The 22,517-nt window shown below is 68.7% G+C and carries 17 protein-coding genes; 11 read left to right on the top strand and 6 right to left on the bottom strand.

What is annotated here, in order from left to right:
• Positions 1-20: 20 nt before the first annotated feature.
• Positions 21-1,766 (bottom strand): phosphoenolpyruvate--protein phosphotransferase, encoded by a 1,746-nt coding sequence (locus QN239_RS03760; protein WP_499016557.1) that lies wholly within the window; start codon positions 1,764-1,766, stop codon positions 21-23.
• 73 nt (positions 1,767-1,839) lie between these two features.
• On the opposite strand from QN239_RS03760, the gene QN239_RS03755 reads away from it, so the two are divergent.
• From QN239_RS03755 to QN239_RS03715, 9 genes are all read left to right on the top strand, one after another.
• Positions 1,840-2,619: a DeoR/GlpR family DNA-binding transcription regulator gene (locus QN239_RS03755; protein WP_090359147.1), complete on the top strand. Its 780-nt coding sequence runs from the start codon at positions 1,840-1,842 to the stop codon at positions 2,617-2,619.
• Positions 2,616-3,587, top strand: a complete 972-nt coding sequence (locus QN239_RS03750; protein WP_499008236.1) for a 1-phosphofructokinase family hexose kinase — start codon at positions 2,616-2,618, stop codon at positions 3,585-3,587. The genes QN239_RS03755 and QN239_RS03750 overlap by 4 nt, the downstream gene beginning before the upstream one ends.
• 28 nt (positions 3,588-3,615) lie before the next feature.
• The gene (locus QN239_RS03745; protein ID WP_499008235.1) at positions 3,616-5,622 is read left to right on the top strand and encodes a PTS fructose transporter subunit IIABC; all 2,007 of its coding nucleotides are present in this window, start codon (positions 3,616-3,618) and stop codon (positions 5,620-5,622) included.
• Between the two features lie 44 nt (positions 5,623-5,666).
• The gene (locus tag QN239_RS03740) at positions 5,667-5,924 is read left to right on the top strand and encodes an HPr family phosphocarrier protein (RefSeq protein ID WP_090359152.1); all 258 of its coding nucleotides are present in this window, start codon (positions 5,667-5,669) and stop codon (positions 5,922-5,924) included.
• Between the two features lie 191 nt (positions 5,925-6,115).
• A complete protein-coding gene (mycP, locus tag QN239_RS03735; RefSeq protein ID WP_090359638.1) occupies positions 6,116-7,462 on the top strand; it encodes a type VII secretion-associated serine protease mycosin in 1,347 nt (448 codons plus the stop codon).
• Positions 7,459-8,862, top strand: coding sequence for a type VII secretion protein EccE (eccE, locus tag QN239_RS03730; protein WP_499008233.1), 1,404 nt, complete (start codon positions 7,459-7,461; stop codon positions 8,860-8,862). The genes mycP and eccE overlap by 4 nt, the downstream gene beginning before the upstream one ends.
• A 31-nt stretch (positions 8,863-8,893) precedes the next feature.
• Complete coding sequence (locus tag QN239_RS03725; RefSeq protein ID WP_499008232.1) at positions 8,894-10,450, top strand: PPE domain-containing protein; 1,557 nt, start codon at positions 8,894-8,896, stop codon at positions 10,448-10,450.
• Positions 10,451-10,470: 20 nt separating this feature from the next.
• On the top strand, positions 10,471-10,797 hold the full coding sequence (locus tag QN239_RS03720; protein ID WP_499016555.1) for a YbaB/EbfC family nucleoid-associated protein: 327 nt from the start codon (positions 10,471-10,473) through the stop codon (positions 10,795-10,797).
• A 22-nt stretch (positions 10,798-10,819) separates the two neighbouring features.
• Positions 10,820-14,014, top strand: coding sequence for an AAA family ATPase (locus QN239_RS03715; protein WP_499008231.1), 3,195 nt, complete (start codon positions 10,820-10,822; stop codon positions 14,012-14,014).
• A gap of 14 nt (positions 14,015-14,028) precedes the next feature.
• Here the strand turns inward: QN239_RS03715 and QN239_RS03710 are convergent, their stop codons facing one another.
• From QN239_RS03710 to QN239_RS03695, 4 genes are read right to left on the bottom strand one after another with little or no spacing between them, the layout of a single operon-like run.
• A complete protein-coding gene (locus QN239_RS03710; protein WP_499008230.1) occupies positions 14,029-15,066 on the bottom strand; it encodes an ABC transporter ATP-binding protein in 1,038 nt (345 codons plus the stop codon).
• Positions 15,063-15,791, bottom strand: a complete 729-nt coding sequence (locus QN239_RS03705) for an ABC transporter permease (protein ID WP_208410341.1) — start codon at positions 15,789-15,791, stop codon at positions 15,063-15,065. Before QN239_RS03705 ends, QN239_RS03710 begins: the two co-directional genes overlap by 4 nt.
• A gap of 26 nt (positions 15,792-15,817) precedes the next feature.
• The gene (locus tag QN239_RS03700; RefSeq protein WP_499008229.1) at positions 15,818-16,660 is read right to left on the bottom strand and encodes an ABC transporter permease; all 843 of its coding nucleotides are present in this window, start codon (positions 16,658-16,660) and stop codon (positions 15,818-15,820) included.
• Between the two features lie 14 nt (positions 16,661-16,674).
• Positions 16,675-17,793, bottom strand: a complete 1,119-nt coding sequence (locus tag QN239_RS03695; RefSeq protein ID WP_167155213.1) for an ABC transporter substrate-binding protein — start codon at positions 17,791-17,793, stop codon at positions 16,675-16,677.
• A gap of 223 nt (positions 17,794-18,016) precedes the next feature.
• On the opposite strand from QN239_RS03695, the gene QN239_RS03690 reads away from it, so the two are divergent.
• Both QN239_RS03690 and QN239_RS03685 read left to right on the top strand, forming a co-directional pair.
• A complete protein-coding gene (locus tag QN239_RS03690; RefSeq protein WP_499008228.1) occupies positions 18,017-18,592 on the top strand; it encodes a hypothetical protein in 576 nt (191 codons plus the stop codon).
• A complete protein-coding gene (locus QN239_RS03685; RefSeq protein WP_187097685.1) occupies positions 18,589-18,990 on the top strand; it encodes a TIGR03668 family PPOX class F420-dependent oxidoreductase in 402 nt (133 codons plus the stop codon). Before QN239_RS03690 ends, QN239_RS03685 begins: the two co-directional genes overlap by 4 nt.
• An 8-nt stretch (positions 18,991-18,998) precedes the next feature.
• Here the strand turns inward: QN239_RS03685 and car are convergent, their stop codons facing one another.
• Complete coding sequence (gene car, locus QN239_RS03680) at positions 18,999-22,484, bottom strand: carboxylic acid reductase (RefSeq protein WP_499008226.1); 3,486 nt, start codon at positions 22,482-22,484, stop codon at positions 18,999-19,001.
• Positions 22,485-22,517: the final 33 nt, after the last annotated feature.

Genomic DNA, 22,517 nt, shown 5'->3' with positions numbered 1-22,517 from the left:
ATGGTCCGATTAATTCCCGCCTACCCCAGGACGGCGCGTGCGGCGGCTCGGGCGTCCGCGGCGCTGGCGGTACCCAGTACGGCCTCGGCGGCGTCGCGGCACTGCTGCAAGGTGACCTGCGCCAGTTTGGCGCCCACGCCCTGGACAGCGGCCGAGGCCGCCGACAGCGAGGTCACGCCGAAGCCGGTGAGCACACACGCCAGCAACGGATCCGCCGCCGCCTCCCCGCACACACCGACCGGCTTGCTCACCGCGGCACCGGCGTTCACCGCCATGGCGACCAGTGCGAGCACCGCGGGCTGCCACGGATCGGTGAGGGTGGCCAGGTCCGCAGACATCCGGTCGGCGGCCATCGTGTACTGCGCAAGATCATTGGTGCCGATCGACAGAAAGTCGACGTGCTCGAGAATCCGGTCGGCCAGCAGCGCCGCGGCCGGCACCTCGATCATCACGCCCGCCATGAGCCCGTGCGAACGGACCTTGGCCGCAAAGCTCTTCGCCTCTTCGGCGGTCGCGATCATCGGCGCCATCACCCAGGGCGCGTTACCGGACCGCTGTGCCGCGGCGGCAATGCCCGCGAGCTGGCGATCGAGCAGCCCCGGGTTGCCCGTCGCGATCCGGATACCTCGCACCCCCAGCGCGGGGTTGGCCTCATCCGGGTGGCCCGCGAACTTGAGCGGCTTGTCGGAGCCGGCGTCGAGGGTGCGGATCACGACTTTGCCACCGGCGAAGGCCTCGAGTACCTCGGCATAGATGCTCGCCTGTTCTTCGACCGTCGGCTCGGTGTCGGTGTTGAGGAAGCACATCTCGGTGCGGAACAGGCCGACGCCCTCTGCGGGTGTCTGGCGGGCGGCCCGCGCCGCGGCACCGTCCTGGACGTTGGCGAGCACCGCGACGGCGTGACCGTCGGCCGTCGCGCCCGGTCCGGACCAGCCGGCCGCGGTCGCGGCGGCACGCTGCGCCTCGGCCACTTCCCCACGGGCGGCAGCATCATCCGGCGAGACGGTCACCGTGCCGCGGGTGCCGTCGACGAGCACCTTGGCGCCGACGGGCACGTCATCGAGTCCGGTGACGGCGACGACGCACGGGATCCCCAGCTGACGGGCGATGATCGCGGTGTGGCTGGTGGGTCCGCCCAGCGTGGTGGCCAGTGCCACCACCAGCGACGGATCCAGGCCCGCGGTATCGGCGGGCGCGAGGTCTTCGGCGCACAGCACCGAGGGCACATCGGGTTGCGGGACCCCCGGCTCGGGCAGGCCCACGAGTTCGGCGATCACCCGATCCCCGATATCGCGCAGATCGGTGACCCGCTCGGCCATCATCCCGCCGATCTGGGTGAACAGCCCGACGAACTGGTCGACGGCGGCGGCCACCGCACGCACGGCCGGGGCACCCTCGGCGATGCGCTTCTCCGCGGCACCCAGCCAGGCCCGGTCCTGCGCCAGACCGGCGGTGGTCGCGAGCACTTCGGAGGCGGCGCCGGTGGCGCGACCGGCCCGCTCCCGCAGCCGTTCGGCCACGGTCGCGGCCGCGGCGGTGAACCTGGCCGATTCCGCCGGGCGCTCGTCCTCGCCCAGCGAATCGGCACCGAGATCGATGACCGGCTTGCGCCCGGGACGGATCACCGGGGCATAGGCCACTCCGGGCACTACCGGGACACCGGTCAGGACGAGGGTCCCGGTGTCCGTCACAGATGGGGAACTCATGTGAGCCACGTTACAAGAAATCGTTGACAAGTCAACACAAACAAGCGTAAAACAACACATACCAACATTCACCACCGGGATAGCACCGGAAAAACCCACCCGATCCCAGACCTCGAGCACCGAGACCGGAGCCATGTACGCCGAAGAACGTCAGCAAGCGATCGCCTCCCTGGTGATCAGGCAGGGGCGCGCGTCCGTGGCCGAACTTGCGCAGGCCTACGACGTCACCACCGAAACCGTCCGGCGCGACCTCGCCGTCCTGGACAAGGCGGGGCTGGTGCGCCGCGTGCACGGTGGCGCGGTTCCGTCGCGAGCCCTGCACCTGGTCGAGCAGGATGTCGACGAACGCGACACCACCCGCTCCGATCAGAAGGACGCGATCGCCGCGGCAGCCGCCGACTTCTTCCCACTGTCCGGTTCCAGCGTGCTGCTGGACGCCGGTACCACCACCAGCCGGATCGCCGCGGCCATGCCCACCGACCGCGACCTCGTGGTGGTGACGAACTCCATCCCGATCGCCGCCCGACTGTCGGCCGTCCCGTCGGTCACGCTGCAACTGCTCGGCGGACGGGTCCGCGGCCTCACCCAGGCGGCGGTGGGCGACGCCACGCTGCAGGCACTCGATCACCTGCGGGTGGACATCGCGTTCATCGGCACCAACGGCATCAGCGTCCGCCACGGCCTGTCCACCCCCGACCCCGACGAGGCCGCCGTCAAACGCGCCATGGTCCGCAGCGCCAATTACGTTGTGGTGGCCTCGGATTCGTCCAAGATCGGCCGCGAGGAGCTGGTCAGCTTCGCACCCCTGTCCAGCGTCGACGCGCTGGTCACCGACACCGAGATCACCGACGCCGACCGCACCGAACTGACCGGTCTCGGCATCGAGATCGTCCTGGCAGGAGCCGCGGCATGATTGTCACCGTCACACCCAATCCGAGCATCGACCGCACGGTCACCCTCGGCACTCCCCTCACCCGGGGGGCGGTACACCGGATCGGATCGGTCACCAACGAGCCGGGCGGCAAGGGGGTCAACGTGGCCCGCGCCCTCGGACTGGCCGGACTGGACACCATCGCCGTGTTACCCGCCTCCGATGCCGATCTCATCCTGGCCGCACTTCGGGCCGCCGGCGTCCCGTTTCGCAACGTGCCGATCCGCGGCCAGGTGCGGACCAATCTGGCCATCACCGAAAGTGACGGCACCACCACCAAACTCAACGAGCCCGGCGCGCCGTTCGAGGCGGCCGCGCTGCAGGAGCTGACACACACCGTGCTGCAGGTCGCCCAAGGTGCCAGCTGGGTGGTGCTGTCGGGCTCGCTTCCCCCGGGCATCCCCGTGCACTGGTACGCCGATATGGTGGCCGCACTGTCGGATTACGACTGCCGCGTCGCGGTGGACACCTCGGACGCACCGCTGGCCGCTCTTGCGGCGGGTTTCGGTACCGCCGCCCCCGATGTGATCAAGCCCAACGCCGAGGAGCTCGCCGGCTTGACCGGGCACTCGGCCGCCGAGTTGGAAAGCGCTGCCGCCCAGGGTGATACCGGACCGGTGGTGGCCGCGGCCCGGCAACTGGTCGACCGTGGCGCCGCCGCCGTCCTGGTCACCCTGGGAGCGGCCGGAGCCGTGCTGGTGGACGGCGACGGCAGTTGGCTCGCCACACCGCCACCCATCGTCCCGCGCAGCACGGTCGGCGCCGGGGACTCGTCGCTGGCCGGCTATGTGCGTGCCGCACTGGAAGGTGCGCCACCCGCGCAGCGGCTGCAGATGGCCGTCGCCTACGGCAGCGCCGCGGCCGCGCTACCCGGTTCGGCACTGCCCGCGCCCGCGCAGATCAACACAGAAGCCGTTGCGGTGAGGTCACTCTCGCCGTCCGCCGCCTGATCCTGAACCCCGACAAGAAGGTCACGTCATGTCACCCACCGATACCGCACAGCCGGTGATCACCACCGACCTGGTGCTGCTCGACACCGATGCCGGCACCAGCAACGAGTCCGTCATCGCCCACATCGCCGCACTGCTCGCCGCCGCGGGCCGCACCGGCGACGCCGACGGCCTGGTGGCCGCCGCGATGGCCCGCGAGGGTCAGTCGGCCACCGGTCTCCCCGGTGGAATCGCCATCCCGCACTGCCGCTCGGCCTTCGTCGACACGCCGACCATCGGGTTCGCCCGGTTGGCGCCGGCCGTGGACTTCGGCGCCCCCGACGGCCCCTCGGATCTGGTCTTCCTCATCGCCGCACCGGAATCCGGTGGTGCCGACCATCTCAAGTTGCTGTCCAGTCTGGCCCGAGCCCTGGTCCGCAAGGAGTTCGTGGAATCGCTGCGGACGGCCAAGACCGCGGGGGAACTCGTGGCACTCGTCGACGGGGTGGTGAACCCGGCCCCCGCCGGCAGTCCCGCCGCCGTTGCGCCCGTCCCCGGCAAGACCACGTCGATCGTGGCGATCACCGCCTGCCCCACCGGTATTGCGCACACCTACATGGCTGCCGACGCCCTCAAGCTGGCCGCAGAACGGGCCGGCGTCACCTTCACCGTCGAGACCCAGGGCTCCTCCGGCAGCACCCCGCTGCCTGCCGACACCATCGCCGGTGCCGACGCCGTCATCTTCGCCACCGATGTCGGTGTCAAGGACAAGCAGCGTTTCGCCGGTAAGCCCGTCATCGCCTCGGGCGTCAAGCGAGCCATCAACGAACCCGACACCATGATCTCCGAAGCCATTGCGGCCGCAACCGATCCGCATGCGGCCCGGGTATCCGGCTCGGTCGAGGAGGCCGGCGCCGCGTCCGCGGCGAACAGCCTGGGCTGGGGCACCCGGTTGCGTCAGATCCTGCTCACCGGCGTGAGCTACATGATCCCGTTCGTCGCCGCCGGCGGCCTGCTGATCGCGCTGGGCTTCCTGTTCGCCGGCTACGACATCGCCAACGCACCCGAGGGGGCCAACGGGCTGTCCTTCGGCATGAACTCACTGGGCGCGCACATCGCGACCGGAAACTCGCTGGTGAACCTGCCGGCCGGCGGGTTCGTCCAGTACCTCGGCGCGGTGTTGTTCACCCTCGGCGGCCTGGCATTCATGTTCCTGGTCCCCGCGCTGGCCGGCTACATCAGCTTCGCCATCGCCGACCGGCCGGGTATCGCACCCGGATTCACCGCCGGCGCGGTCGCCGTCTTCGTCGGTGGTGGTTTCATCGGCGGTATCGTCGGCGGCCTGATCGCCGGGTTCGCGGCGCTGTGGATCAGCAAGATCAATGTGCCGCAGGTGTTCCGGGGTCTCATGCCGGTGGTCGTGATCCCGCTGTTCGCCTCGCTGATCGTCGGCCTGCTGATGTTCATGCTGCTCGGCCGCCCGCTGGCCGCGATCACCTCCGGCCTGACCAACTGGCTCAACGGGCTGACCGGCGCCTCGGTGATCCTGCTCGGGGTGATCCTGGGTCTGATGATGTGCTTCGACCTGGGTGGGCCGGTCAACAAGGCCGCCTACGCCTTCGCCACCGCCGGCCTCAACGTCAGCGATGTCGCGTCCCTTCGCATCATGGCCGCGGTGATGGCCGCCGGTATGGTGCCGCCGCTGGCGATGGCGTTGGCCACCCGGCTGCGGCCAGGGCTGTTCAGTGAGCCCGAACGGGAGAACGGCAACGCCGCGTGGTTCCTCGGTGCCGCGTTCATCTCCGAGGGCGCCATCCCGTTCGCCGCGGCCGACCCGCTGCGCGTCATCCCGTCGATGATGGCCGGCGGTGCCGTCACCGGAGCGCTCATCATGGCCTTCGACGTCACGCTCAAAGCGCCGCACGGTGGCATCTTCGTGTTCTTCGCGATCGGCCACCTGATGTGGTTCCTGGTCGCCCTGGCCGCCGGAACCGTGGTCGCCGCCCTCGCGGTGGTGCTCGCCAAACAGTTCACCAAGACGCCCGTATCCGCCTGATCCGTCCCACCCATCGCACCACCACCGCCAAGAGGAGAACAACAATGCCCAGCAAGACCGTCGTGGTCGGATCCGCCATCGGCCTGCACGCCCGGCCGGCCGCCATCATCGCCGAAGCCGTGGTCAACGCCGGCGTCCCCGTCACCCTGGCCGTCGACGGTGGCGAGCCGGTGGACGCCGGTTCCGCGCTGATGATCATGACCCTCGGCGCCGGCAACGGCGCCCAGGTGACCGTGGCTTCCGACGATGCCGCCGCGCTGGCCACCGTCGCCGACCTGGTCGCCCAGGACCTCGACGCCTGACCGCGCCCGCGCGCCTGACAGAAAGCGCAACTGCCCCCTTCGTCGTCCCCGTAATATTGCTCTGACGTCAGCCTGCGAGACCCATCTGGCAGGCTGACGTTGCGCGAACACGCCGCCAACACGGGGCCTTCGCTTTGCTGCGGTTGTGCCTGCACATCCGCATCCGGGGATTGCAAGGGGGAGTGGACAACGTGCGACGTATCGCCGCGCTGCTGGCCGCGTGCGTGTTGTTGGTGGGTACGGCCCCGCCGGCGGGTGCGGTCGAGCCACCGACGATCGATCCGGCGGCGGTACCGCCTGACGAGACCGGGCCCGATCAACCCACCGAGCAGCGGCGGGTGTGTTCGGCCCCGATCACGTTCCCGAACTCGAACTTCACCGACAAGCCGTGGGCCAACGACTATCTACGGATCGCCGACGCCCAGAAGTTCGCCACCGGCGCCGGTATCACCGTCGCCGTCATCGATACCGGGGTCAACGGCTCGCCGCGGGTTCCCGCCGAACCGGGCGGCGATTTCGTCGACAAAGCCGGCAACGGTATGTCGGACTGCGACTCCCACGGCACACTGACGGCGTCGATCATCGCCGGACGGCCCGCGCCCACCGACGGGTTCGTCGGTGTCGCACCCGATGCCCGCATCCTGTCGCTGCGCCAGACCTCGGACAACTTCCAGCCGGTCGGCTCCCGCAACGACCCCAACGATCCGAACAGCACCCAAACCGCCGGCTCCCTGCGCAGCCTGTCCCGGTCGATCGTGCACGCGGCCAATCTCGGCGCCCAGGTGATCAACATCAGCGAGGCGGCCTGCTACAAGGTCACCCGCCCGATCAACGAGTCCGGCCTGGGCGCCGCCATCAACTACGCCGTCAACATCAAAGGTGTCGTCATCGTGGTCGCCGCGGGCAACACCGGTCAGGACTGCACGCAGAATCCGCCGCCCGAGGCCGACCAGCCCAACGACCCCCGCGGCTGGAAACAGGTCCAGACCATCGTGTCGCCCGCCTGGTATTCGCCGTTGGTGCTCACGGTCGGCGGGATCGGCGAGACCGGACAACCGAGCAGCTTCTCGGTGTCCGGTCCCTGGCTGGATGCCGCGGCACCGGCGGAGAACATCATCGCGCTCGGCTACGACGGCAATCCGGTCAACGCGCTGGCCGGCACCGACGGGCCCATCCCGATCGCCGGCACATCCTTCGCCGCCGCATATGTGTCCGGGTTGGCGGCGCTGCTGCGTCAGCGCTTCCCCGAGCTCACCCCGGCGCAGATCATGAACCGGATCACCGCGACCGCCCGCCATCCCGGCGGCGGGGTCGACAACTACGTCGGTGCCGGCGTCATCGACCCGGTGGCCGCCCTCACCTGGGATGTCCCGTCCGGCCCGTCTGCCGTGCCGTACCGGGTCAAACAGCTTCCGCCCCCGGTCTACGTCGCGCCCCCCGATCGCAGACCCATCACCATCGTGGTGCTCACCGGCACCGCGGTGGCGCTGATCCTCGGGATCGGCGCACTGGCCCGGCGTGCCCTGAGGCGCCGATGAGAGAGTTCTTCGGCCAGTTCGGTTTCCGGTTCACCACCGCCCACCTGCTGTGGGCGGCGGTGCTGATTCCGGCCGTCGTCGTGGTGTCGATCCCGATGAACCTGCTGTGGCTCGGCATCACGCTCGGCGCGCTGATCGCGATCGCCACCACGCTCACCATCCGGGGCCGGCGGCTGACCGGGTGGATCGCGGCCCTGTTCTCCTGGCGCCGGCGGCACACCGTCGCGCCACCGGCACCGTCGGAACCCGATGTCGGCGCCACGGTGCTGCCCGGTGACCACGTGGCAGTGCGGTGGGAGGGCGACGCGCTGATCGCGACCATCGAGCTGGTCCCCCGGGCGTTCACCCCGACGGTGCTGGTCTCGGGTGAGGCGTTCACCGACGATGTGGTGGACACCCGGCTGGTGGAGAAACTCATCGCGGCGCACTGCCCCGAGCTGGAGGCCGATGTCGTGTCGGCGGGTTACCGCGTCGGCAAGACCGCGCCCGCCAATCTGGTGGCGCTCTACGAGCAGGTGGTCGGGCCGTATCCCGTCCCGGCGAACCGACGGACCTGGATCGTGCTGCGCGCCGACCCCGAACGGACCCGGCGACCGGCCCAACGGCGCGAATCCGGAGTCGCCGGACTGGCCCGCTACCTGGTCGCCTCGACCACCCGGATCGCCGATCAGTTGGCGGGCAACGGGATCGACGCACGGTGCGGGCGCAGCTTCGACGACTTCGACCGTGCCACCGAGATCAGCTTCGAACGCGAATCCTGGTCCTCCATCAAGGGCCGCAGCACGTTCACCGCCGCATATGTGGCACCGGGCGGCCCGAATGTGTGGTGGTCGGCCCGCGCCGACCACACCATCACCCGGGTGCGTATCCGGCCGGGCAGCGCCCCGACCACGACAGTGCTGCTGACCACGCTGGCCAATCCGACCACGCCGCGCGGTTTCTCGTGCCTGTTCGGCGGGCAGCGGGCCGCACTGCTGGGCAAGAGCCCGGTCTCCGACCGGCATTACGAACTGCCGATCGGCTCGGCCGGTGTGCTGGTGGGTGAGACGGCCGACCGCTACCCGGTCTACATGCCGTTCGACGATGTCGACGTCAGCATCAACCTCGGTGACGCCCGGCTGTTCACCCAGTTCGTGATCCGGTCCGCCGCGGCGGGGGGTGTGGTCACCTTGGGCCCGCAGTTCCGCGAATTCGCCGGGTTCGTCAACGCCCGCATCGGCAGTGAGGCCAAAGTGACGTGGCCCAATGCCACCACGTATCTGGGGCCGCATCCCGGTGTCGGCCGGGTGGTGTTGCGCAGCAACTTCATCGGGACCCCGCGGCATCGACAGCTACCGATCCGGCTGATCAATCCGCGTGAGGAGAGCCGGTACCAGATGGCGCTGGAGGGGGCGTCGTGACGCCTCAGCGAGAAGCGGAGCGGGATCGCGCATGACAGAGGCCAAGGTCGACACCGCCGCACTCAAAGGCCTTGCGGGCGCCATGCGAAGCGTCTTCTGGTACCAGCCGGAGGCCCAGGCCATGCCACCCGATCAGCTTCCGCTGGCGGTGGCGGCAGCCGCGAATCTCAACGCCAATGCCGCAGCGCTGCAGCAGCATCAGAAGATCGCCGAGGCCGAAGGCCACCGGCTCAGCGAGATGCTGGATTCGGCCGCCACCGCCTACGACAAGGTCGACGAGCAGTACAAGACCGCCCTCGACGACCCGCAGCGCCGCGCGGCGGTCGAGGCCATCACCGTGGCGCCGCCGTCCACGCCGCTGCCGCCCCTGCCGGACGGCCCGGCCGCTCCCGAGGCCCTCGACGGCGGCGGCTACAGCAACATCGAACAGACGCAAGCACTTCTGCTCAGCGGCAACGAGGCCTCCCTGCGGGCGGCCGCCGTGCAATGGGGACTGGCCGCCGCCAGCGCCGAGGGCGCCCGGCCGATGCACGACGCCAACGACTGGGAGGGTGAGGCAGCCGACGCGGCCCACAAACGGCTCAACGACTACGGCGACTGGTGCACCGATCTGGCTGCGGCGTGGCGTCGGCTGGCCGAGGCGGCCACCAAGGTCGCCGATGCCCACGTGACCGCGCTGACCGAGCACACCCCCCTGTACCTCCGGTACCAGGCGGCAAAGGAGGCTCTCGCCCGGTTGCTCGCCGAGGGCGATGCCCGGTCCCAGGTGCAGGCCCAGCACGTCCAGGCCGAGATGACCAAACTGCAGCAGCAATCCGACGAGGTGCGGCAGGACTACGCGGGCCACGCGACCTTCGATCAGGTGAAGGTCCGCGACCCCGGGTTCGCCTCGCGCGGTGGGGGCGGCACCGGTGCGGGCGGTTCCGGTGGCGGCGGCAATACCGGCGGTGGTGGAGGCGCTCCGGGGGCCGGCGGCCAGCCGATGGGAGCCCCGGCGCAGTTCGCCTCTTTCGGTACGCCGCAAGGCACGGATCCGGCATCCGCCGGTCAGTCCCCGTCGGGATCGTCCGGATCCGGTGCCGGCCAATCGGGTTCGGGTGGCAGCCCGTCCGGTAAGGGCGGCGCACCCTCGGGCGGTACGCCGTCGGGAGGTGGCCTGCCCAGCGGTGGGCTACCCGACGGTGGGCTGCCCGATCTCGGGCTCGACGATCCGGGTGTGAGCCCCGCCTCCACCGGGGGTGGCGGCGGATCCGGCGGCGGCGCGGGCGGCGGAGGGGGCGCACCGGCGCTGCCCCTGCAACCCAGTGTCGGGGCCGAGACCGTCGGACCCGCGCCCGGCGGCGGCGCCCGAGGCGGCGGCTCGGGTGCGATTCCGGCGTCGGCCATGGGCGGCGGTATGGGTGGCGGTATGGGTGGCGGTATGGGCGGAATGGGCCACGGTGCGGGTGGCGCCCCACCGGGCAAGGAGAAGCGCCGCGATCCCAACACCGCCCCGGACGAGGACCTCTACACCGAGGATCGGCCCTGGACCGAAGGGGTCATCGGCGCCCGCCGGCGCCGCGATATCCCGGACAAGGACCCCAAGTGAGTTTCGAGCCGACCGACGATATGCACCCCCAGGTCGCCGCGGTACTTCGGCAGGCCGGCCGTCTGCAGGATCTGATGGACAGCCAGCTGCAGAAGATGGCGAGTGAATCCTTCACGGCGGCAGACGAATCCGAGACCGTCGAGGTCACCCTGAACGGACACCACCACCTCGTCGACGTCCATCTGTCCGATGGGGTGCTACGCCTGGGTTCGGACACGGTCTCCCGCCGGCTCAACGAAGCCCTGCACAACGCCACCGAGGTGGCCAGCGAATCCATTGCAGTGGATCAGGATCGGCTCAACGAGGCCATCGCCGACATCACCGGCGATACGCCGGGCATCCGTTGACCAGCGGTGACATGATGCTGACGTGGGCGACACCGACGACGGTCGCGGTGCGGTACCGATAACGGGACCGTGGTGTGGGTCGTGCGGCCGTACGGAGTTGCCGCCGGATTCCCGCTTCTGCAACAAGTGCGGCGCGCCTGTCACATCAGCACCGACGACGGCCGAGTACAAGCAAGTGACGGTGCTCTTCGCCGATGTCGTTCACTCGATGGACATCGCTGCAGCCGTCGGCGCCGAACGGCTGCGTGAGATCATGGGCAACCTGCTGAACCGCTGCACGGCCATGGTCAGCCGCTACGACGGGTCCCTGAGCCAATTCACCGGCGACGGCATCATGGCGGTCTTCGGCGCGCCGACGGCATTGGAGGATCACGCTGTTCGCGCCTGCCTGGCAGCGCTGGCCATCCAAGAAGAGGCGAAGCGGGTGGCGGCCGAGGCCCGCGATCGCGACGGCATCGATCTGTGGCTGCGGGTCGGCCTCAATTCAGGTCAGGTGATCGCCGGTGAGATCGGCTCCGGGTCCAGGTACGCCACGATCGGTGTGCAGGTGGGCATGGCTCAGCGGATGGAATCGGTGGCACCTCCCGGTGGGGTGATGCTCAGTGCGTCGACCGCGCGACTGGTGGCTGACTCGGCTGACGTGGGCGCAGCCGAGTGGGTTCACATCAAGGGTGCCGCCGAGCCGGTGCGCGTCCACCGCCTGCTGAGCATCGGCGAACCGCATCGCGTCGCGGGTGCCGAGTCGGATCTGGTCGGTCGACGGCGGGAGCTGTCGGTCGTCGAAGGCGCACTGCAGCGCGCGATCGACGGGCACGGCGCGATTGTCGGCGTGGTGGGCCCACCCGGTATCGGCAAGAGTCGGCTGGCGCGTGAGGTGGCGGCCACGGCGCGCCGGCGGGGGGCACCCGTGTTCAGCGCCTTCTGCGAGTCGCACGCCGGCCAGGTGCCCTTCCGAGTCGTCACGCAGCTGTTGCGCGCCGCCACCGAGATCGGGGCTCTGGACCCCGCGGTCGCCCGAAATCGAGTGCGCGACCAGATGCCTGGCGCAGACCCCGACGACCTGCTGCTCTTCGATGACCTGCTGGGCATCGCCGATCCGGAGGCAATCCTGCCCCCGATCGACCCCGATGCCCGTCGGCGGCGGTTGAGCGCTTTGGTCGAGGCAGCGATGTTGGCCCGCGCGGCCGCGGCGGTCTACGTCGTGGAGGACGCGCATTGGATCGACGAGGTCAGCGAGTCGATGCTGGCCGATTTCCTCACGGTGGTCCCGCAGACGCCCGCACTGGTGCTGATCACCTACCGGCCCGAGTATCACGGAGCGCTGGCCCACATGGCCGATGATCACACCGTAACCCTTGTACCGCTGAGTGATTCAGACATCGCAACGCTGGTCGCACACCTCCTCGGCGCCGACCCCTCGGTTGAGGGACTGGGCCGCAGAGTCGCCGAAAGAGCCGCCTGCAATCCGTACTTCGCCGAAGAGTTGGTGCGCGACTTGGCCGAACGCGGTGTGCTGCGGGGCGAGCCGGGCGCATACCTGTCGGGGGTGGAGACGGGCGAGGTGACCGTGCCCGCCACGTTGCAGGCGACCATCGCCGCGCGCATCGACCGGCTCACTCCGGCGGCCAAGCGCACGCTGAGCGCGGCAGCGGTGATCGGCTCGCGATTCAGCCTCGACCTGGTCGCGTGGTTGGGCGTGGAGCCGGTCGTGGACGAATTGGTGGCGGCCCAACTCGTCGACGTCATCCGAGAACCCGAGTATGCGTTCCACCATCCGCTCATTCATTCGGTGGCCTACCAGGCGCAGCTCAGGTCGGACCGCTCAGATCTACACCGTCGGGTGGCCGCCGCTATCGAAGCCCGCGACCCGGATTCGGTCGAGGAGAACGCGGCATCCATCGCAGAACACCGGGAAGCCGCCGGCGACCAGCACGCTGCCTACGGCTGGCACATGCGCGCCGCCATCTGGGCGACCAACCGCGATATCACGGCCGCCCTGTCCAGCTGGGAGCGTGCCCAGACGATCGCCGACGCCTTGCCCGCCGATGACCCGGGCCGGGCAGCCATGCGGATCGCCCCGCGCACGATGCTGTGCGGGACCGGCTGGCGTGCCGGCGCCGACTCCGCCGGCGAGCGCTTCGATCAGTTGCGGGAGTTGTGCGCCGCCGCCGGGGACAAGGCGTCACTGAGCATCGCCACGGCAGGCATGGTGGTGAGTTATGCACATCGAGACTGGGTGCGCGAGGCGTCGCAGCTGGCTTCGGAAGCGTGGACCCTCGCCGAGTCGGTAGAAGACGCGACGTTGACGGTGGGGCTGTCGTTTCCGCTCATCTTCGGCAAGATCGAGAGTGGGCAGTGGGGCGACGTCCTGCGGTGGTCGCAGACCGTTATCGATCTGGCAGAAGGGGATTCGTCGAAAGGGAACTTCCTTGTCGGGTCTCCGCTGGCTCTCGCCTGCGCGTCGCGGGGGATGGCCCGGTACTGTCTGGGCCGTCCTGGATGGCGTGCGGACCTGCGCCACAGCCTGCCTCTGGCGCAGCGCTCCGATGCCGCGTCCTACGCGGGAGCGGTCGGCTATGTCTACTTGCTGGGGATACCTTTCGGCGTACTGAAGCCCAATGTTGATGCGCTGCACGAGATCGAGGATGCGCTCCGGACTGCCGAGCGCTCCAGCGATGACGTCGTGGTCGGATACATCCGGATGACGTTGAGCGTTGCGCTGATGCATCGCAGCGCAGCAGCAGAGCGCGACCGCGGGCGAAAGGTCGCCATCGAGGTCGGCGAGGTGCTGGTGAAACGGCGACGCAACCTCTGCGATCTACCGATCATCGAGATGTATGTGGCGCGCGAAAGGGCCAGGGGCGGAGACCGGGCGGGCGCGATAGCGATCATGCGCACCGTCTGCGATCACCTGTTCCGCGACGGCGGACTGCTGCTGTGGGGCATCCCTGCGACCGGCGTTCTGGTGGAGTCTCTGCTCGCCGATTGCACCGCCGCCGATATGGCCGAAGCCCAGGCAGCGATCGAACGCTTGGTGCGGGCGCCCGCCGACGATGCTCTGGCCGTGCGCGAGATCTGGTGGCTGCGGCTGCAGGCGCTGCTGGCCCGCGCTCAGGGCGACGATGCGCGCTATCACCGATACCGGGATCGGTACCGCGATATGGCCGAAGCGCATGGGTTCGAGGGTCACCTCGGCTGGGTAGCCGATATGGCGTGACGCCTCGGGGTGGATCAGACCACCAGTACGCCGGCGGACTCGACACTGACCCGGACCCGGTCCCCCACCGCGAAGGTCTGGCCGCCTCCCACCTGCGCAAGTACCAGCGGCCCCGCTGCCGGGCCATGTCCCAGAGTCACGAAAACCCGTGATATCGCGCCGAGGAACGACACCGACTGCACCGTCGCGGCGCCCGCCGGATCGGCGGTGAGGCGCACCGCCTCCGGCCGCACCAGCGCCGTGCCCGCGCCGGCCACCGACCCGGGCAGCGCGGCCACCGTGCGGTCCCACAGCCGCACCCGGCCGTCGTCCACCTGCGCCGGGATCCGGTTGCTCAGTCCGACGAATTCGGCCACGAACGGGGTGGCGGGCGAGGTGTACAGCTCGACGGGGGCGGCCAGTTGTTCGAGGCGGCCGGCGTTCATCACACCCACCCGGTCGGCGACGGCCAGGGCCTCCTCCTGATCGTGCGTGACGAACAGCGTGGTGATGCCGACTTCCTGCTGGACCCGCCGGATCTCGTCGCGCAACTGCGTGCGCACCTTGGCATCGAGTGCCGACAGCGGCTCGTCGAGCAAGAGCACCCTCGGCCGGATCGCGAGTGCGCGGGCCAGCGCCACCCGCTGCTGCTGACCGCCGGACAACTCTGCGGCATACCGGTCCGACTGTGCCGACAGTCCCACCAGCTCGAGCATGTCCAGCGCACGAGTCTGCCTGTCCCGCTTCGCGACTCCGCGCATCTTCAGCCCGAAGGCCACGTTGTCGCGCACCGTCAGATGCGGAAACAGGCTGTACGCCTGGAACACCATCCCGATATCGCGTTTGTTGGCCGGTGTCCGGCTGATATCGCGTCCGTCGACCCACACGCTGCCCGTGCCGGCCTCGTCGAGACCGGCCAGGATCCGCAGCGCGGTGGTCTTTCCGCAGCCCGACGGTCCCAGGAGTGCCACCAACTCACCGGGCTCCATCCGCAAGGTGAGCCCATCGAGCGCCCGTACGGACCCATAGCGGCGGGTCAGCTCACGCAGTTCCACCGCAACACCGGCGCTCATCCTCGACGCCCCCTTCTGGTCACCATCGAAAGAACAAGCAGCAGAACGAAACCGAACACCAGGGTGGCCAGTGAGGCAGCCACCGACGTCGGCCCGTCGGCCTTGCCGATCGTGACGATCTGCACCGGCAACGTCATATACCCCGACAGCGACGCCACTGTGTACTCGCCGAGCACCACCGCGATCGAGATGAACGCCGCCGCCACGATGCCCGACCAGATATTGGGCACGATGACCCGCGCGATGGTCGTGGTCCAGCCCGCCCCCAGTGAGCGGGCCGCCTCGGCGAGGGTCTGCAGATCGATCGCCGCCAGGGCCGCGTCCAGTGCCCGGTAGGCGAACGGCAGCACCAGCACGACGTAGACGAAGGTGAGGGTCAGCGGAGATTCCCCGAGCAGGTAGGTCACCCACAGGTAGACGTTGCGCAGGCCGACGACGACCACCAGCGCGGGAATCGTCAACGGCAACAGACACAGGAACTCGACCGGCCCACGGGCCCACGGTGTGCGCAACCGCACCCAGATCATCGTCGGCACCAACAGCGCGAGCATCGCCACGACCGTCAGCACGGCCAGCAGAAGTGAGGTGAGGATCGCGCCGGTGAGCTCATCGTCGGTGACCAGACTGCGCCACGCCGCCAGGGTGCGCCCGCCGCCACCCAGGTCCCTGGTGGCGAAATCGGCCATCGCATAGAGCGGAACGAGGAAGAACACCCCGAACAGCATCCAAAGTGCGCCGCGCACAGCCCTGTTCACTGCAACCACCTCGCGGTGCGGCGCACCAGCGCGTTGTAGGCCACCATCACCACCGCGACGACGACGATCATCTCCAGCGCCAGCGCGTAGGCGAACCCGGACTGGCCCAGGACGACTTCACTGGTCAGCGCGGCCCGGATCAACAGCGGCACGATGGGACTGCCCTGGCTGACCAACGCCGCGGCGGTGGCATACGCGGCAAAGGCGTTGGCGAACAACAACAGGACCGAACCGAGGAAGGCCGGAGTCAGCAACGGCACCCCGACCTCACGCCAGTACTGCCACGGCCCTGCCCCCAGACTGACGGCCGCTTCACGCCACTGCACCCGTAATCCGTCGAGGGCAGGCAGGAACACGATGACCATCAACGGGATCTGGAAGTAGCAGTACACCAGGATCAGCCCGGGCAGGCCGAAGAGCCAGCCCGATCCGGCCAGATCCCAGCCGAACGCCTCTTGGGCCCACACCGTCAGCACACCGTTGAGCCCGATGGTGGCCAGGAACGCGAACGCCAGTGCCACCCCGCCGAACTGGGCCAGCACACTGCACAGCGACAGCACCGCCCTGCGCAGCGTCGAGGTGGGCGGACTCCCGACGATCAGCCAGGCCAGCATCGCCCCGAACACCCCACCGATCAGCGCGGTGCTGCCGGACAACACCAGGCTGCGGCCCAGTGCCGCCAGCGGCGCCTCGGTGAACAGCGCCCCGATCCGGGCCAGCGAGAAATGCCCGTCCACGACGACCGCGTTCACCAGAACCGTCCCGGTCGGGATGATCAGGAACACCGCCACCACCGCCAGGAACGGCAGCAGCGGCAACGCCTCTCGGATACGGCGCACCGTCGGGCCCAGAATCAGCCGACTACCTTGGCCCAATTGGCTTTCAGATACTCGGTGGCCTTCTTGTTCTGCTCCACCGACACGAACGTCGCGGCGCCGTCGACCGGCGGCAGCGTGCCGTACACGGCGCGGTCGATGGAGCCCTTGGTCACCATCGAGTCCGCACGCACCGGTCGGGCGCCACCGGCCAGGTACAGGTTCTGCCCCTGGTCGCTGTAGAGGAACTCCTGCCACAGGCGGGCGGCCGCCGGATGCGGCGCATCCTTGTTGATCGCCTGGAAGTAGTAACCGGCGACGGCGGCGTTGTGCGGAATGATCACCTTCCAGCCGGGCACCTTCTTGGATTGCGCGACGTTGAGGTAATCCCAGTCGATCACCACCGGGGTCTGTCCCGAGGCGATGGTGGCCGGGGTCGGATCCACCGGGAGGAAGTTACCCGCCTCCTTCAACTTGCCGAAGAACTCGACACCGGGGGCGATATCGTCCGGCGACCCACCCTGGGACACCGACGCCATCATCACCCCGGAGAAGGCGGAACCGGCTTGGGTCGGATCCCCGTTGAGCGCCACCTTGCCCTTCAACTCCGGCTTGAGCAGGTCGTCCACGCCGGCGATGACCCCCACACTGGTGGAATCGAAACCGATGGACATGTAGCCGCCGTAGTCGTTGACCCAGAGCCCCTTCGGATCCTTGAAGTCATCGGAGATCTCGCCGAAGTGCTCCACCTTGTACGGCGCGAACACGTCGGTGTTGGCCAGCGCGACCGACTGCCCCAGATCGAACACATCGGGTGCGGTGCTACGGCCCTTCTGCTGCTGGGCGGCGTTGATCTCCTCCTGGCTGTTGGCACCGGGCTGGGCCGAGTTCACCTTGATGCCGTACTTGGCGGTGAAGGCCTCGATGATGGCGCCGTAGTTGGCCCAATCCGGCGGCAGGGCGATGACGTTGAGTTCACCCTCCTTCTTGGCGGCCTCGATCAGGCCGTCCATCCCGCCGAAATCGGCCGCCGAGGTCGCAGTGCTCGCCTTGTTCGCGCTCTGCTCCTCGTTCTTCTGCGGCGGCGCGCAGGACGTGACGAGTGCGACGGTCAGCGCGGCGGTGGCGGTCATCGCGACAAGTCCTGATTTCCTCATACGCGAACCCTCCGTTGAACAGACTGCCGCCCGGTGACGTGGTGGTGACAACATCTGCGTTCCGCGATGAATCTGCGATGAACGTAGACCGACCCTACCGGCGCTTTCGCCCCCGCGACGGCCCTTCGCCGAAGGCCGCCGCCCACACCGCGGCGCAGGTCTGTCGGCGTGCCGCTCCGGCCAGAATCGGCGTTTGCGCAGGTCGGCGCATACTATCTGGGGTGTGGCTGAACGCGAGGCCCCAGGGGGAGCAGATTTTCGGGTGGATGAGACCGCCGGTCCGGCCGGTGCCGACGGCGCGCCCGACGCCGACCACCCCAGCTGGGTCGGGCATAACTCCAGCGTGTGGGACGACCCGCGGCTGTATGAACCGGTACCCGCCCCCAGCGACCCCCCGACCGGTCCGTTCGACGCGTTCAACACCGGAACGTGGACCTTCAAACCTCCGCCGGCGCCCTGGTATCGCACCCAGAAGGCGACACTGGCGATTCTTGCGGTGAGTGCCGCGGCCATTGCCATCGTGGTGTCGGTCGTGCTTCTCGTCTTCTCCGGCCCCGGGACCGACGATCCGGCGGATCACGTGGACACCACCCCGTCGGCCACCCCGACGACCACCTCGGCATCGGTGCTGCCGCCTCCAGCACCCCCACCACCTCCGCCACCGCCTCCTCCCCCGCCGGCACCGGAGCCCGAGCAATCCGGCCCGGCACCGCGTCAGCACAGTGAACCGTCCTCGAAGCCGCGGATCAATGTCACCCGGTCGCCGATGAGTGTGGCGCCGCAGCCCCGTACGCGATGACCCTTCCCGCCACCGACCTCTTCGCTGCGGCACCCGTCGCGGTGCTGGCGACCGTCGGGGACGGGGTACCGCACGTGGTGCCGGTGGTCTTCGCCGTCAGCGGCGACACGCTGTACACCGCGGTGGACGCAAAACGTAAGTCCACCCAGCGGTTGCGGCGACTGGCCAATATCGAGGCCAATCCCGCAGTGAGCCTGCTGGTCGACCATTACGCCGAGGACTGGACCCAACTGTGGTGGGTACGCGCCGACGGCACCGCCGAAATCCATTCACACGGCGACCAGATGGCGATCGGTTACGCGTTGTTGCGGGCGAAGTATCGGCAATACGAGCGCACCGCGCTGGACGGTCCGGTGGTGGCGGTCACCGTCAGCCGATGGTCTTCCTGGCACGCCTGAGCACGGATCTAGATCAGTCCGAGCAACTGCAGGTCGGTGATGTACTTCACGATCACCGCGGGGCTGACATGCGGGATGTCCTTGTCCGCACCGATTTTCGCGTCCTGCACGGCAGCGCGGAACACCTCTGTCGGCGCGATCGAACCGTTGAGCGGGGTCTCCGGGTGCTGGTAGTTGTGCAGTAGCGGCAGCAGCGAGGCCTGGCGCTGCTTGTCGGGCAGCCCGCGCAGCGTCGTCTCGAACCGGGACAACCACTCGGCGTAGTCGTCGACGCGTTCGATCTTGTAGCCCGCTTCGACCAGCCAGTCGACGAAGGTGTCCATGCTGATGCCGTCGTCGTACGGATTCATCACGTGGTACGTCGCGAACCCGTCCTGAACGTGCGCACCGAGCGTCGAGATGGCCTCGGCGATGAACTCCACCGGCAGCCCGTCGTAGTGCGACGCCTGCCTCTTGCCCGCGGCATCGCGTTGGTAGAACGATCCGGGTGCGATCCCGGTGGCCACCAGGCTGAACATCATCCGGGTGAACATGTCGGGCAGATTCAGCTGTCCGGCGTAAGTGGTATCGGCCAGGATCATGTCGCAGCGGAACACCGACACCGGCAACCCGGCCAGATCGTGCGCCTCACGCAGCAACACCTCACCGGCCCACTTGCTGGTGCCGTAACCGTTGGCATAGCTGTCGTTGATGGCCCTGGTAGCGCTCATGGTCCGGACATCGGCATCCTCGACGAACGTGCCCGGCTCGATCTGATCGCCGACGCCGATGGTGGAGACGTAGGCGAAGGGTTTGATCTTCGTCGTCAGCGCAATCCGGATCAGCTCCGCGGTCCCCAACGCATTGGGACCGAACAACTCGCTGTAGGGCAGCACGTGATTGACCAGCGCAGCCGGATCGACGATGAAATCCACCGTATCGGCCAACCGCTGCCAGGTGGCCCTGTCCAACCCCAGATCGGCCTCACCCTTGTCACCGGCGATCACCTCAAGATGATCGCCAGCCAGTTCCCGGTAGTGCGCAAGGAGTTTCGGGTCACCACTATCGAACGTCTTGTCCAGCCGAGCCCGCGCCTCCTCATCCGAGCGCGCGCGCACCAGACAGATCAGCTTCCCATCCACCAGATCCATCCGCTCCAGCCACTCCAAGGCCAGATAGCGACCCAGGAACCCGGTCGCACCGGTCAACAACACCGTGCGAATCTCGCTGCCCGCCTTCGGAAGCGACGGCGCCGCCGCCAACGTCGCGGCATCCAGGAACTTGTCCAACGTGAGCTCACTCGCGGTGACCTCGGCCGCATGCCGGCCGTGCACGGAGGAGAAGGTGGGCCGGCCGGTGCCACCGGCGCGCTGCGTCTCGATATGCGCGGCGATGGTCGCCAGATCCGAGGCCGGACTCACGATCACCGACACCGGCACCTCGACCCCGAAGATCTCCTGAAGAAGATTCCCGAACGTCAACGCCGACAACGAATCCCCACCCAGATCGGTGAAGTGCGCATCCGGCGCCACATCCGAGGTCGCCGCACCGAGCAGTGCCGCGGCAGCGCGCGCCACGGTCTCGATCACCGGCGCGTCGGCACCGGCAGATCGGAGCTCTCTCAACTCACGAGCCTGCCCGTCGGCGAGCTCGGCGTACAGTTCCTCGAGTGCGGGTCCGTAATGGGCCTTGAGCTTGGGCCAGGCCAACTTCCGGATCCCGGTCAGCAGACCGTTCTCCACCGTGAACGGCGTGGTCTCCACCAGGAAATCCCGGGGCACCTCGTAGCTCTGCAGCTCCAGCGCCTTGGCGACATCCTGGAACGAGGCGGCGATGTTCCGCTTGAGCTCGTCGTGCGACCAGCGCGCCTGGGCGTCCTCGGTGGGTACCACCACGGCCAGCAGATAAGGCTGAGCGCTGTTGCCGTACACGTAGATCTGCCGCACCAGCGGGCTGTTGTTGCTGAACGCGGCTTCGAGTTTGGCCAGGGTGACGAACTCGCCCTGGGCCAGCTTGAGCACGTTGTTGCGCCGGTCCACATAGCGGACCTCGTCGGGCCCGAGTTCGGCGACGATATCGCCGGTCCGGTAGAAACCGTCCTCGTCGAACACGCCGGCGGTGACCTCCGGCCGCTTGTAGTAGCCGGGGAACAGGTTGACCGTCTTGACCAGAAGTTCGCCGCGCGGATACGGCTGATCGGTGTGGTAGTAACCGAGGTCGGGGACGTCGACCAGCTTGTAGTCGATGGTCGGCGGCCGTTGCACCCGTCCGTCGAAGAACACCATGCCGGCCTCGGTGGAGCCGTAACCCTCGCGAAGGTGGATACCGAGGAACGACTCCACCCAGGACTTCAGCGCATCGGTGATCGGGGCGGAGCCGGTCATGGCGTCCACATAGCGCCCGCCGAGCAGGTTGTCCCGCATGTCGGCGAGGACCGCATCCTCATCGGTGCCGTGCGCGGTGCGGCTCTGGAATTCCTGATAGAGCATCTCCCACACGCGGGGAACGAAGTTCAGCTCGGTGGGCCGGGCCAGTGCCAGGTCCTCCAGGAGGGTGGACAGATCGGCGCGGGCGGCGAAATAGCAGGTGCCACCCGCGGCCAGGGTGCTGTACAGGATGCCGCGGCCCATCACGTGACTCATCGGCATGAAGTTGAGGTTGATCGAGGCGACGCTCGGGCCGAACCACGACTCGCTCGAGCGCTGCCAGAACGACGCGACCTGGCTTTCCAGATACATCGCGCCCTTCGGGGCACCGGTGCTGCCCGAGGTGTAGATCAGCAGGGACAGCGGGTTGGGGTCCTCACCGCTGGGCGCCGGGGCCTGTGCCAGCTCGCTGCCGCGCGCCAGCGCCTCGGACAGGGTTTCGACGACCACGGCTGCCGCGCTCAACGCCTCGACGGCAGCGGCCAGGGCCTCGCGGTGGTCATCGACCTCCGAGTGGTAGTCGAAGACGAGGACGCGCTCGGGTGCGTGACCGGTGAGCGCGAGCTCGACGGCCTCGTCGACATATCCGATACTGGCAGCGATGACCCGCGGCTCGGTCTCGGCCAGAATGGGCGCCAGCGCGGAAGCGGACGAACTCGACTGCAGCGGAACGGAAACCGCACCGATCTGGCCCAGGGCCGTGTCGATGACGGTGTAGTCGGCACTGGTGAAGCCGAGGATGGCCACCCGGTCACCTGCGGCCACACCGGAGTCGTACAGCGCGGCAGCGGCCGAGCGAACCCGGTTCCACAGCTCCCCGTAGGTGACGGTCTCGAACCGAGGGCGGAGCGCGGCCGTCGTCCGGCCGGTGGCCGGATCGGTGACGAACTCGACGGCGCGCTGCCCGAGGGCCGGCCGGTCGGCGTAGCCCTGCAGGACGGTCTGGACGATCTGCGGGAGTCTGATCCCGGGGGCTTCGGCGGCCTCGGCGACGGTGGCGTCGGGTCGCGCCGCGGCGAACTGCGGATCATTGGCGATCAAGTCGGCGATGCGGCGTTCGAGCCGTTCGTCCTGGGTAGCTGTGGACATCACAAAACCTCTGAAACATTCGGTATTTCAAGA

Origin of the sequence: Mycolicibacterium sp. Y3, from assembly GCF_051188035.1 — a bacterium.
Taxonomy (GTDB): Bacteria; Actinomycetota; Actinomycetes; order Mycobacteriales; family Mycobacteriaceae; genus Mycobacterium; species Mycobacterium fluoranthenivorans.
Note: the sequence above shows the minus strand (reverse complement) of the source record. Positions and strands in the feature narration are given on the sequence as shown.